13 protein-coding genes are annotated in these 12524 nt (G+C 48.7%); 7 read left to right on the top strand and 6 right to left on the bottom strand.

The genetic code is table 11. The features are described from left to right. The first annotated feature begins 5 nt into the window (after positions 1-5). Positions 6-701, top strand: coding sequence for a tRNA (guanosine(37)-N1)-methyltransferase TrmD (gene trmD, locus H6G46_RS06730; RefSeq protein ID WP_010871473.1), 696 nt, complete (start codon positions 6-8; stop codon positions 699-701). An 81-nt stretch (positions 702-782) separates the two neighbouring features. Here trmD and H6G46_RS06735 read toward each other — a convergent pair whose 3' ends face one another. From H6G46_RS06735 to crtD, 3 genes are all read right to left on the bottom strand, one after another. Beyond that, the gene (locus H6G46_RS06735; RefSeq protein WP_010871472.1) at positions 783-1865 is read right to left on the bottom strand and encodes a Fe(3+) ABC transporter substrate-binding protein; all 1083 of its coding nucleotides are present in this window, start codon (positions 1863-1865) and stop codon (positions 783-785) included. 451 nt (positions 1866-2316) lie between these two features. Further along, positions 2317-2589, bottom strand: a complete 273-nt coding sequence (locus tag H6G46_RS06740) for a YggT family protein (protein WP_010871471.1) — start codon at positions 2587-2589, stop codon at positions 2317-2319. Between the two features lie 56 nt (positions 2590-2645). Beyond that, positions 2646-4169 carry a C-3',4' desaturase CrtD gene (gene crtD, locus H6G46_RS06745; RefSeq protein WP_010871470.1) on the bottom strand — a complete coding sequence of 508 codons (1524 nt, stop codon included), beginning with the start codon at positions 4167-4169 and terminating at the stop codon, positions 2646-2648. Positions 4170-4386: 217 nt separating this feature from the next. Between crtD and H6G46_RS06750 the strand changes: the two genes are divergently transcribed. Further along, positions 4387-5562, top strand: a complete 1176-nt coding sequence (locus tag H6G46_RS06750; protein WP_010871469.1) for an MFS transporter — start codon at positions 4387-4389, stop codon at positions 5560-5562. An 85-nt stretch (positions 5563-5647) separates the two neighbouring features. Here H6G46_RS06750 and H6G46_RS06755 read toward each other — a convergent pair whose 3' ends face one another. Next, positions 5648-7327 carry an NAD(P)H-quinone oxidoreductase subunit 4 gene (locus H6G46_RS06755; protein ID WP_010871468.1) on the bottom strand — a complete coding sequence of 560 codons (1680 nt, stop codon included), beginning with the start codon at positions 7325-7327 and terminating at the stop codon, positions 5648-5650. A 225-nt stretch (positions 7328-7552) separates the two neighbouring features. Between H6G46_RS06755 and H6G46_RS06760 the strand changes: the two genes are divergently transcribed. Next, entirely contained in the window at positions 7553-8347 is a 795-nt protein-coding gene (locus tag H6G46_RS06760) for an Rpn family recombination-promoting nuclease/putative transposase (RefSeq protein ID WP_010871467.1), read from the top strand. Between the two features lie 63 nt (positions 8348-8410). Here H6G46_RS06760 and H6G46_RS06765 read toward each other — a convergent pair whose 3' ends face one another. Together H6G46_RS06765 and H6G46_RS06770 are read right to left on the bottom strand one after the other, a co-directional pair. Then, the gene (locus H6G46_RS06765; RefSeq protein WP_010871466.1) at positions 8411-8983 is read right to left on the bottom strand and encodes a Uma2 family endonuclease; all 573 of its coding nucleotides are present in this window, start codon (positions 8981-8983) and stop codon (positions 8411-8413) included. Positions 8984-9003: 20 nt separating this feature from the next. Next, positions 9004-10431, bottom strand: a complete 1428-nt coding sequence (locus H6G46_RS06770; protein WP_010871465.1) for an NADP-dependent isocitrate dehydrogenase — start codon at positions 10429-10431, stop codon at positions 9004-9006. 238 nt (positions 10432-10669) lie between these two features. On the opposite strand from H6G46_RS06770, the gene H6G46_RS18450 reads away from it, so the two are divergent. The 4 genes from H6G46_RS18450 to H6G46_RS06785 all read left to right on the top strand — a co-directional run bounded on the left by H6G46_RS18450 (position 10670) and on the right by H6G46_RS06785 (position 12521). Beyond that, on the top strand, positions 10670-10981 hold the full coding sequence (locus tag H6G46_RS18450; protein WP_041425764.1) for a BrnT family toxin: 312 nt from the start codon (positions 10670-10672) through the stop codon (positions 10979-10981). Next, on the top strand, positions 10971-11201 hold the full coding sequence (locus H6G46_RS18455) for a CopG family antitoxin (protein ID WP_242018584.1): 231 nt from the start codon (positions 10971-10973) through the stop codon (positions 11199-11201). The genes H6G46_RS18450 and H6G46_RS18455 overlap by 11 nt, the downstream gene beginning before the upstream one ends. A 66-nt stretch (positions 11202-11267) precedes the next feature. Further along, positions 11268-11984 (top strand): bifunctional demethylmenaquinone methyltransferase/2-methoxy-6-polyprenyl-1,4-benzoquinol methylase UbiE, encoded by a 717-nt coding sequence (gene ubiE / locus H6G46_RS06780; RefSeq protein WP_010871463.1) that lies wholly within the window; start codon positions 11268-11270, stop codon positions 11982-11984. 63 nt (positions 11985-12047) lie between these two features. Further along, positions 12048-12521 carry a universal stress protein gene (locus H6G46_RS06785; protein ID WP_010871462.1) on the top strand — a complete coding sequence of 158 codons (474 nt, stop codon included), beginning with the start codon at positions 12048-12050 and terminating at the stop codon, positions 12519-12521. The last annotated feature ends 3 nt before the right edge of the window (positions 12522-12524 follow it).

Consider the following 12524-nt stretch of genomic DNA (forward strand, 5'->3'; position numbering starts at 1 on the left):
CCTCTGTGCAGTTTGACGTTCTCACCCTGTTTCCTGATTTTTTTACTTCTCCCCTGCAATCTGGCCTTCTAGGTAAAGCCCTCGAAAAGGCGATCGCCAGCGTTAATTTGATTAACCCCAGGGATTTCACCACGGATAAACATCGCCGGGTGGATGATGAACCCTACGGCGGTGGGGTGGGTATGGTGATCAAACCAGAGCCTATTTTTGCGGCGGTGGAATCGTTGCCAGTACTGTCCAAACGGGAAGTGATTTTAATGACTCCCCAGGGACAGCCCATGGACCAGGCTTTGTTTCGGGAATTGACGAACTATGACCAATTGGTGTTGATCTGTGGCCATTACGAAGGGGTGGACGAAAGAGTCTGCCAACTGGTGACAAGGGAGGTTTCCCTGGGGGATTTTGTGCTCACCTGTGGCGAAATTCCCGCTTTAACTTTAATTAATGGTGTCATCCGTTTACTACCCGGCACCGTGGGCAAAGAAGCATCTTTAATCGCTGAGAGTTTTAGCACCGATCTGTTGGATTATCCCCACTACACCAGGCCGCCAGTGTTCCGGGGCTTGGCCGTGCCCCCAGTGTTACTTTCCGGCAACCACCAGGCGATCGCCCAATGGCGATTGGAACAGCAGGAGGAACGAACCCAACAGAGGCGGCCGGATTTGTGGCAAAAATGGCAAGATCGACAGCCTTCCCCATGAGGGCTAATCGGTAGCCCGATGACAATGGCTAAGAATTAGAGCGAATGCTTTCCTCAACCATTGCCAATGGACCTTGGAATCCTACTTCCAGCCTGCTTCGTTCATGATTTTGGTAGCAGGGGCTAGGGCAGGGCCCAACTTGTCCAAACTGGTGGTGTCAGACTTAAATTCCCCAAAGGAAGCCACAGATTTATTCAGGGGAACCCCAGCCAAAACCGGGTATTCGTAGTTATTTTGTGCTAAAAATGCCTGGGCCGGTTCGCTGACCAGAAATTCAATAAACTTGACCGCTCCCTCCCGATTAGGGGCAGTTTTGACTACGCCCACACCACTGACATTGACGTGGGTACCCCGCCCTTCCTGGTTGGGAAAAAATACCCCCACATTTTCGGCGATCGCCTTTTGGGCCGGATCTTCACTTTCCAGGAGCCGCCCCATGTAATAGGTATTGGCTAAGGTCAAATCCGCTTCGCCGGAAGACACTGCTTCAATTTGGGCTGTGTCATTGCCCTGGGGTTCCCTAGCAAAATTGCTGACGAAGCCCTTAGCCCATGCCAAGGTGGACTCTTCCCCATCAGCTACCACCAAGGAAGCCACCAGGGATTGATTATATTCATTGCTGGAGGAACGGATAATCACCCGACCTTTCCATTTGGGATCGGCTAGTTCTTCGTAGGTGGACAACTCCTCCGGTTTAACTTTCCCCTTGTTATACATAATCACCCGGGCCCGCTTAGTGAAACCAAACCACATCCCGTCCGGGGAGCGGAGATATTCCGGGACATTAGTCTCTAAAATCTCGCTTTGCACCGGCTGAAAAATGCCGTCCTCTTCGGCCCGCCATAAACGAGCCAAATCCACTGTGAGGAGCACATCCGCCGGACTGTTGGCCCCTTCAGACTTAATCCGTTCCAGCAGTTCGTCTGCCTTACCTTCAATCAGGTTAACTTTGATGCCCGTTTCTGCGGTGAATTTGGCGTACAGTTCGTTGTCGGTGTTGTAGTGCCGGGATGAATATAAATTGATCTCCTGCTGTTCCCCTGGTGTGTCGGCGATCGGGGCATCAGGGGATTGGCCACAGCTACTGAGCAACTGGGAACCCACCACAACGGTGAAGGCGGTTCCAATGGACAAAAATAGGCGACGGGATAACTTTTGGACCATGGTGGCTGAACTTTTTCACTCCTCTAATAAAAGTAATTCTCAATAATTTTATCAGCAGTGGAGATATAATGAGTAATTTTCTGATTATTTAATTAGGTCTTCAACCAAACGACATAAATAAATCTTATTATTTTGCTCGTAAAACCTGAGGAAAAAATCTTTCTGATTGGGCGCAAAGGATCTTAAAAGTTTATACTGCTTGACTTTCAAGGATTAGGAAGAAAAATTTAGCCGAGTCTCAACTTTGGTAATACTCCCCTTTACCCTGGGTTGTCATAGCTCTAGCTGATGGAAATCTCTACTCACTAACAAAATTTATTATTAATAGTAACCTGGACAAATAAAATCCCCCTGGCGTAACAGAGGGAAGATTTGTGAACCATGGTCAGTGGAACTGGAGGTTGGGGCCTCTAACCACCAATCAGATTTTTAGCCACCGGAATTATGTCAATTAGAAGCCAGCGTAGGGACCCGCCACACTGCTGAGGGCCTGTTGGAGAAACTGCAACGCAAAAATGGCCAGAATGGGGGAAAAATCAATGCCTCCCAGGGGCGGGATAAAGGAGCGGAAAATATTTAAATAGGGATCGGTCACGGGGCTGAGAAAGCCCATGATGTTGCCAGCCCACTCCGCAGTTTGAAACCAGGACAGCAAAATACGGACAAATAACAACACCAGGTAAATGTTGATGAAGCTGACGAGGGTAGAAAGGAGTAGGTCCATAGTGGCAATGGTGATATCGATAGCAATGAACAATTTCTCCCCATCTTAACCCGACCCTAGGAGTTTGTTGCTCCACTGGCACAAATTTGCCGGGCAATGGTGAGGGCGCTGTAACTTACCCCAGCGGTGCCTTCCCCCGGATGCACGGAATCCCCCACTAGCCAAAGGTTACGAATGGGGGTACGGGGAGCAAAGCCAAAGGGCCCAAAGGTGGTCAAACGCTGGCCTACTCCGCCGACGATGCCTTGGTCCCGGGCAGTGTAACGGTCAAATGTGCGGGGAGTGGCACTTTCTTGGTGAACAATGGTGGATTCATCCAAATTGAAATATTCTCCCAATCTGGAGATCGCCGTGGTTGTGTAACTTTCCTTGAGAGCCTGATATTGTTCCCGGGAAGCATTCCACCAGGGGGCCACGTCGGTGAAGGAAGAAGCAATTACAGTTCTACAGCCCCGGGGAGCCCGGCCATCCCCTGGTTTACTAACACTGACAAAGAGAGAATTATTTTCGCCAATGGGGCCTTGGTGATCGTACAAAAACTGTAGATGGGGAGCACAGTCTGGGGGAATGGCATCTTCCTTGACGCCTAAATAGATGACAAAAGCACCCGAGCCCGAGGGTAAATTAGTCACTCTTTTTTGATAACCGGGTAATGGTTGATCTAGTGCTTGGAGTAAATTCTGCACCGTTAAATTGGCCACCACCTGCTGGGCTTTTTCTTGACGTACTTCTCCGCTCCTTACGTCCCGCACCGTCACCCCCTCTACATAGCCTTGGCCACAATGGATCTGCTCTACTCGCTGACTGCAAAATAATTCCCCTCCATGGTTTTTCAGCGCTTCCACCAGGCGATCGCCTAGGGTTTGCATACTGCCCTGGAGATGCCATAGACCCTGGGGCCCTTGGGAAACGCTCAAGGCCGTAGCGGCGTATAACAAAGCTGTCTCATCAGCCCCCACCTGGGAATAGAGTTTTAACTGTAAATCAAGAAAAGTTTTTAACCTTTGGTCTGACCCCAAACCCAATAATCGGAGGGTATCCCCCACCGTGAGAGGCACAAAGGGAGCCGTGAGTAGGGTATCCGGCCGCAATGCCCCCAACAACTGGCCCAAATCCCACATACTGCGGGGGGGCAATACAGGATCTCGCCCCTGGAAACGCCAACTAATTTGGAACAACGTTTGTAGCAACTGCCAAAATCTGCCACTCCCTGGAAATTGCTGTTCCCTTTCCCTTTGCCATCGCTCAGGATCATGCCAAACGTTAATCGGTTGCTTTTCCCCTGGCAAAAAAACTGCACAGGCGGGATCGCACAGGGTTGCTTCCGGCAAATCCACTTGCAACTGGCGGAAAATGCGGTGGTGAATTCCCCCTGGCTCTAGGCCCGCCACCTGGGTGGCCCCCACATCGAAAATAAAACCCCGTCGCCGAAAGGTGGATGCACAACCCCCCACTATGGCCGCCTGTTCATAAACTTTGACTCGATAACCCTGTTGGGCTAACAGGGCCGCCGTTGTCAGACCACCAATGCCAGCACCAATTACAACTACGGATTGAGATTCAGCATTGCTAGGGACCATGGGAAAAGGACAGTGGGGAAATTTTCTTTACATTTCTTAATGTAACTGGTTGCAACGGTTCCTGGCCCAGGCATTGTTCAAGATTCTGTCAATAGTCAATTGATTTGGTGGAGTAAATGCGATAGGCTCGGCTCCAACAGTGGCAAGCATTGGTAAATAGTTTTCAACGTTAACAACAGCAACTTAAATCCCCCTTGAATAGGATTTGGAATTACCCATGGGTCAGTATTCTGCGGTTCTGTGGCGGCGGGTTTGGGGCATTGCCTTGGTTCAGGGCTCAGTAACTTTGATGTGGATAACTTACCGCCTTTACCTGGGGGACTTGCTCAAGGGCTGGGGATTCTCGCCGGAGTTTGTGGTGGGATTGCTAACCTTTGAAATGGTTTTGGGGGTGGTGATGGAACCTCTCTTTGGGGCCCTGAGCGATCGCCAACAGCAAAATTTAGGCACTCGATTCCCATTAATTTCCTTGGGGGTGATTCTCGCCGCCGGTTTTTTCCTCTTAATTCCCTTAGTATTTTTCCTGCCCATTGCCAACGTAGCTCGGTTCTTACTCCCCAGCCTGGCGATCGCCTGGGCCATAGCTATGACCTTATTTCGTAGTCCCACCATGGTGCTGATTGGTCAATGTGCGCCAACCAACCAACTGCCTTTAGCCATGGGAGTTTTGAGTTTGGTGGGAGGGATAGTTGCTACATTTCGGCAACCGATGGGTAAGTGGTTATTAAGTTTGGGGAGTTTACCAGCTTTTTTACTCGGTTCAGTAGTGCTATTGGGGGCCAGCCTATTTTTAAGTCGAGTTTTACCACCAATTGAAAAGAAAGAGGCAATAAGTCCGGCAACGGTGAGAGCTTTTCCTTGGATTGCCATGGTCAATATTGCTCTATTTGCCATTGGCACCACCTGGGGCACTAGGGTGTTAATGCTAGTTTTAACCAAACAATTGGAGGGAATTAGTAATGGCTTAATGGGTTTGCAATTTCTGTTGGCATTAATGGCCCTACCTGCAGGGTGGTTAATCCGTAAAACAGGTCATCCAGTGGCATCCCTCACCACAGCTTTGGGACTTTTAGTGCTGACTTTGTTCTGTTTGTTAAACGGATTTTGGTTACCGGCGATCGCCTTCTCCTGGTTATTGGGTTCCAGCATTTTAAACAATGGTTTAATTCCTTTGCTACTGGAAATTCTCCAGGGTAATCAGACCGGTGTGGGCATCGGTTTATATTTTGGCTGTGTGGGTCTAGCGGGGGACGTTTTTACCCGTTATTGGTCAACTCAGTCCAGCCAGATGCACGGGGGGTTGGGACTGGCAATGTTGGTAATGTCTACCTTGCTTTGTGCCCGATATTGGCAAGGATTCAGAGTCCCAAACAAAAAAGGAGCAGGAGATTAAATTCCCCCACTCCCCTTTATTTAATTTATTTAAGAAAATCACACAGTAGTCTCAAGTAGTCTGATTAACTCAAAAGACTAGATCACTAGGGTTGAACTTTGACGGTGGCAAAGTCCGTGGTGGGAATGTGGGGAGCAGTTAATGCTTCGGCATAGACCCGGGGATTGGTTTCCGCAATTTGCACGTAGGATTGGCGCACTTGGCTGTTCACCGCTACCGTGGTGGCATCGTAGGTTTGGGTGGCCAACTTGGGATAGAGTCCCACAGCGATGATGGGTAACAGGAAGCAAGCGGCAATGAATACTTCCCGGGGCCGGGCATCATCATAGATGGCATTGCCGGGGAGCACACAACTGGTGCCAAAACAAACCGCTTCTTGGTCAGAATTAGCAGACAGATTGTCCTGCTCCAGATTGCAAGAAGGGGGAATGTTGTTGCCGTAGAAAAGTTGGCGCAACATGGACAACAGGTAAATCGGGGTGAGTACTAAGCCCACAGCTGCCAGGAACACGGTCACCGTTTTAAAAGGAGTGCTGTAAATGTCGCTGGAACTTACGCCGACAAATACTGCCAATTCACTCACAAAACCGCTCATGCCAGGTAAGGCTAAAGAAGCCATAGCACCCATGGTGAAGAGGGCAAAAACCGTGGGCATTACTTTGCCAATGTTACCCATCTGGGCCAAGGAAAGGGTGTGGGTACGGTCGTAGGTAACCCCAGCCAGGAAGAAGAGCACAGCGGCGATTAAACCGTGGGAAAGCATTTGCAACATGGCTCCACTGATGCCCAAATCGGTGAAGGAAGCAATACCGAGGAGCACAAAGCCCATGTGGGAAACGGAGGAGTAGGCCAAGCGGCGCTTCATGTTGTCCTGGGCAAAGGAGGAGAAACCACCGTAGATAATGTTAACTACCCCAAGGATGACCAAAATAGGGGCAAAGTAAACGTGGGCATCTTCCAACAGACCAAGGTTCAAGCGAATTAGGCCGTAACCGCCCATTTTCAGCAGCACCCCAGCCAAAATCATGGATACAGGGGCAGAGGCCTCACCGTGGGCATCGGGTAACCAGGTATGGAAAGGGAAAATGGCTAATTTAACGCCAAAGGCAATAAGTAAACCGGCGTATAAAAACAGTTCTAAGGCGATCGGGTAATCTTTCAGACCCAATTCCGCAATGTCAAAGGTAGTTACATCACCGTAGAAAGCTAAGCCCAGGGCGGCAACCAAAATGAATACGGAGGCGGCGGCGGTGTAGAGCAAAAACTTCATGGCGGCATACTGCCGTTTTTGGCCACCCCAGATACAAACTAGGAGGTAAACCGGTACCAATTCCAGTTCCCACATGATGAACAGTAGGAGCATGTCCTGGGCCACGAACACGCCAATCTGGGCCGCATAAAGCACCAACATTAGGAAGTAGAAGAGGCGGGGCTTATGGTCCACCTGCCAGGCGGCAAAGATGGAAAGGGTGGTAACCAGTCCGGCTAGTAACACTAGGGGCATGGAGATGCCATCCACGGAAACACTCCAACTGAGCCCAAATTGGGGAATCCAGCTAAATTTTTCCTGGAGCTGAAAACCGGTACTGCTGATGTCGTAGTTAGTCCAAAAAACGTAGCTCATCAAAACAAAATCCGCTAGACCCACACCAAGGGCATACCAGCGGACTTGTTTCCCGTCTTTGTCGGGAATTAACGGAATGAAGAGGGCGGCGACTAACGGCAGGGCAATCATCGTTGTCAGCCAGGGGAAGTGTTCCAACATGGTAATAAGAATAAATACCTAGTGATCTTCCTCCGATTATATTAAACTTTGTAAACTTTTGAGAATTTTTTTTGAGATTTTCCCTATAGAAGTCAGAGAATGGGCTCTATCCATGTGAATAAGTTCTTTGACCTAGGTTTTTCCTCGCCTAACCTTGTTAAATTTTTGCCAATTTTCTGGCGATCGCCTGGCGGATCTCTAGGAGATTACCAGTAGAATTCGGCTATGTTTGACAATCTCTGCAAATTCCTCGCTGAATCCTTTTCCGAAGACTATGCCGCCTGGTTACTGGGACGACCCATTAAATTGACTAAGCTGAGTCCGACGGAACTATCTTTGGAGCCAATTCGGGCTGACTCTCTGATTTTGGAGCAATCGGAAGACTTGGTGTTGCATCTGGAATTCCAAACGGAGCCTGACCCCACCATGGGCTTTCGGATGTTGGACTATCGGGTAAGGGTTTATCGCCGTTTCCCCCAGAAGACGATGCACCAATTTGTCATCTACCTGAAACGTAGTAACAATGACTTGGTTTATCAGGATAGTTTTCAGTTGGGAGAGACTGTGCACCGTTACCAAGCGATCCGGCTCTGGGAGCACCCCTCGGAGATATTCCTCCAAAGCCCAGGGCTATTGCCCCTAGCGGTATTGACGCAGACCTCTGACCCTACATTAAAATTGAGGGAAGTGGCGACTGCATTGGAACAGATTGAAGATAATCGAGTTAAGGCAAATCTCATGGCGGCAACCTCTGTTTTTGGAGGAATTCTGCTGACCCCTGAGCTGATCAAGACAATTCTAAGGAGTGAAATTATGAAGGAATCCGCTGTTTATCAGGAAATTCTACAGGAAGGGGAACAAAGAGGCTTACTTAAAGGCAAATTAGAAGGAAGGCTGGAGGCAAAACTAGAAACTATACCTTTGTTGAAAAAATTGGGGTTGACAATCGCCGAAATTGCCAAGGAGTTAGATATTGATGTTGAACTGGTTAATCGGTTTGTTGCTAACCAAAACAACTAAAATTTGATACGGTTATCGGTTAGCACGTCCTTTGGTGGATCTATGGCGATCGCCTTTAGGATTTTAAAAGGCTAAACCGCGGTAAATGACATCTACGGCAAAGCTCAAACCAATGCTTTTCAGTTCCAGGCGATCACTGGCCTGATAATTGAGGATTAACCAATCACCGTCATCATTTTTGTGATAGAGATCAATTTCCACACTGGTGGAGCTGACCAAAAGATAGTCCTGCAACATGGGATTATGGGCATAGAGCCGAAATTTGCCACCCCGGTCATAGGCTTCGGTACTGGGGGATAAAACCTCCACAACCAGGCAGGGATAGGTAATAAATTGTGTTGACTTCCGATCCCTTGGATCACAGGTGACGCTGACATCGGGACAGGTGTAGTTTTGGGTGTTGACAATCTGAATTTTTAAATCTGAATTACCTATTTCGCAATCACCGCCATCAAGATGATTACAAAATAAAGTCGATAGGCGGACACTAATGACACTGTGGTTTTTACTGCCGCCCCCCATGGCATAGATCTGCCCATCAAAATATTCGTGCTTCTCCCTCTGCCGTTCTTCCCATTGCAAATATTCCTCTGGGCTAAGTTTGGGAAATGGGGCAGATGGGGAGTGAGCAATCATGGTGGGTTATTGATTGAAAATTAATCATCGAAATGACTGACGATCGCCTGGGCAAACTCGGAGCATTTTAGGGGTTTATCCACCTTCGGTTCCATTAACCGGGCTAAATCGTAGGTAACTTCCCGATTGGCGATCGCCGCTCCGATACCTTTTTTAATCAGATCAGCGGCCTCCTGCCAGCCCATAAATTCCAGCATCATTACGCCGGAAAGGATCACAGAGCCGGGGTTGATCCGGTCTAAACCAGCATGTTTGGGGGCAGTGCCGTGGGTGGCTTCAAAAATGGCTGCACTATCCCCAATGTTAGCTCCGGGGCCCATGCCCAAACCTCCCACCACAGCGGCGGCGGCATCGGAAAGGTAATCCCCGTTCAAATTCATGGTCGCCAGAATGGAATACTCATCGGGGCGGGTTTGGATCTGTTGGAAAATACTATCGGCAATGCGGTCATTGACCATGACTTTTTCTTTCCACTGGCCATTACCATGGGATTCCCAAATGGAATTTAAAACCTGCTCCACTTCTTGTTTAATGACCGCTTGTTTTTCTTCGGTCAAAGTGTCATAACCGGGGTCAATCATGTGGGCGTTGGCCTCAATGGTTAAGTCCGGATTACTTTCCTTATTGCCCAAAATCCAAGATTCCCGTTCCGTAACGCATTCCGCCCGAAATTCCGTCGTAGCCAACTCGTAACCCCAATCCCGAAACGCCCCTTCGGTGAACTTCATAATGTTGCCCTTATGGACCAACGTCACCATCTGTTTTGCTTTCGGCAAGCGCAATGCATGGAGAATAGCCCGCCGCACCAACCGTTGGGAACCAGTCTTACTAATCGGTTTAATACCAATGCCAGAGTCGAGGCGAATTTGTTTTTTGCCCAAAGCTGGAGTTGTGGGAATCAGTTCATCGTTAAGGTAAGCGATTAACTTTTTCGCCCCTTCCGTACCTTCCGCCCATTCAATGCCTAGGTAAATATCTTCCGTATTTTCCCGATAAACGATAATGTCTAATTTTTCCGGGGTTTTGTGGGGAGACGGAGTACCGGGATAGTAACGACAGGGCCGCACACAGGTGTAGAGGTCAAAAATTTGTCTCAGGGCCACGTTTAGGGAACGGATACCACCGCCCACCGGGGTTGTGAGAGGCCCTTTGATGGCTACCCCATACTCCTTAATCGCTGTTAAAGTGTCTTCCGGTAAATACTGATAAGTGCCGTACAATTCACAGGCTTCGTCCCCGGCATAGACTTTGAACCAGTTGATTTTCCTCTCGCCGCCATAGGCCTTGGCGATCGCTGCATTGATGACTAATTCCGTAGCGGGCCAAATATCAACCCCGGTGCCGTCCCCCCGGATGTAGGGAATAATCGGATCGTTGGGTACTACGGGCTTACCTGCAACAAAGGTGATTTTTGACCCAACGCTGGGGGGCTGAAGTTTTTCGTACATAGCAAATTGTCATTGAAAAAACGGCACGGAGCAGATCATAATCCTTTCTGGAGGCTCTGATTGCATTGGCTGTTACGAAATTTTTATCCCATTGCGGAACTGAAAATCACTCCACTAGTAAGGAGAATTTCTATAACAGACCCTAGGTTCTTCTATTTGGTTATCTTCATGCTTGCATGAGTGGAGAGAAAATCAATAAAGTATTGCCAATTGTACATACATTTGTTAAACTGGGGGCATGAATCCAAAAATTGATGGGTTTGAGTGGGATGAAGGCAACGAACAAAAATGCCAGAAACACGGATTGACCAAAGCTGACATTGAAGCGTTTTTCAAAAATCAAGTTTGGATTGCGCCAGATGTTAAACACTCTCTCCAAGAAGAAAGGTTTCTCGCTGTTGGTTATTCTGATTCTGGCAGGCCCATGTTTGTCGTCTTTACCTTACGTATTCAGGATGAAAACACTCTATTGCGCCCTATCAGTGCCCGTTATATGCATCAAGGAGAAGTACAAAAATATGAACAAGCCTTTACCAAAAATGAACAGTGATCAAGAAGCAGAAGATCTTTTGGAGCAGGATTTGACAGACTATTTAGTCCCAGAGAACTTTACCAAGACAACTTTTGAGTTTGCCCCTAAGGACAAAAGTATTACCCTGCGCTTGTCATCGGAGCTTTTGACTGCGGTTAAAAATACCGCTAGCGCTCAAGGAATGAATTACCAAAAGTACATCAGGGAGGTTTTGGAACAATCGGTACTTCGCCCTTAAATTAGCCCCAACTTTACATCAGTACCATGGCGAGTTAAAAAGAAACTTGACCAATCTGGAAATTGGATGAGTAATTCCCTATTAACCCAACCGACTCAGGAGAGCGTACAGCAAATTTTTGCCCGCATTGCGCCCCAGTATGATGACCTCAACACATTTTTGAGTTTTGGCCAGCACCATATTTGGAAGGCCATGGCGGTGAAGTGGAGCGGCGTATCACCTGGCGATCGCCTGTTGGACGTGTGTTGTGGCAGTGGGGATTTGGCTTTCCAGGGGGCAAAAGTGGTGGGCACTAGGGGAAAAGTTGTTGGACTAGATTTTTGTGCAGAATTATTGGCGATCGCCGCTGGGAAACATAAAAGTAAATATGCCCATTTGCCCATGCAATGGCTGCAAGGAGATGCCCTGGCATTACCCTTCTCTGACAATGAATTTGACGGAGCTACTATGGGTTACGGCCTCCGGAATGTGGGCAATATTCCCCAAGCGCTGACGGAGTTGCAACGGGTGCTCAAACCGGGTAAGAAAGTGGCCATCCTGGATTTTCACCAGCCAGGTAATGCTCTGGCGGCCAACTTTCAGCGTTGGTACCTGGCTAATGTGGTGGTGCCCATGGCCAAACAATGGCGGTTAACTGAAGAGTACGCCTATCTGCAACCCAGTTTGGACCGCTTTCCCACTGGCCCTAAACAAGTACAATTTGCCCTAGAAGTCGGGTTTGCCAAAGCTGTCCACTATCCCATCGCCGCTGGTTTAATGGGGGTTTTAGTGGCGGAAAAATAGGTACAGAATTAGTTTGATTTGCCAAAAGTTGGTGAACCGATCAAACAATGCCTGTAAAATTTGATGTCGATCAATTGCTGGCGATCGCCTAATCGCGCTATTGGTAAGAGTAGCGGAGGTGTCATTATGTTCAAAACCATTTTATTTCCCCTAGACCGGAGCCGAGAAGCAAGGGATGCGGCCCAGATGGTGGCGGATTTAGTCAAAATCCACCAAAGCCAGTTAATTCTGCTGTCAGTGGTGGAAAAAAATCCCCCCGGCCAAGACCACGAAGCCCATGGCATGGATTCCCCGGAAGCGGTGGCTAAATTACTGGAGGCGGCCCAGGCGGTTTTTTCCCAACAGGGCATTGCCACCAAAACCATTGAACGGGAAGGCATGGCTTCTTTCACCATCTGTGACGTGGCCGATGAGGTGAATGCTGACCTAATCGTGATGGGCTGTCGGGGTTTGGGTCTCACCACCGAAGGAGTGGCGGAAAGTGTCACTGCTAGGGTAATTAATCTTTCCCCCTGCCCAGTGCTGGTGGTGCCCTAGGGT

It is taken from the genome of Synechocystis sp. FACHB-908 (assembly GCF_014698595.1).
Classification (GTDB): domain Bacteria; phylum Cyanobacteriota; class Cyanobacteriia; order Cyanobacteriales; family Microcystaceae; genus Synechocystis.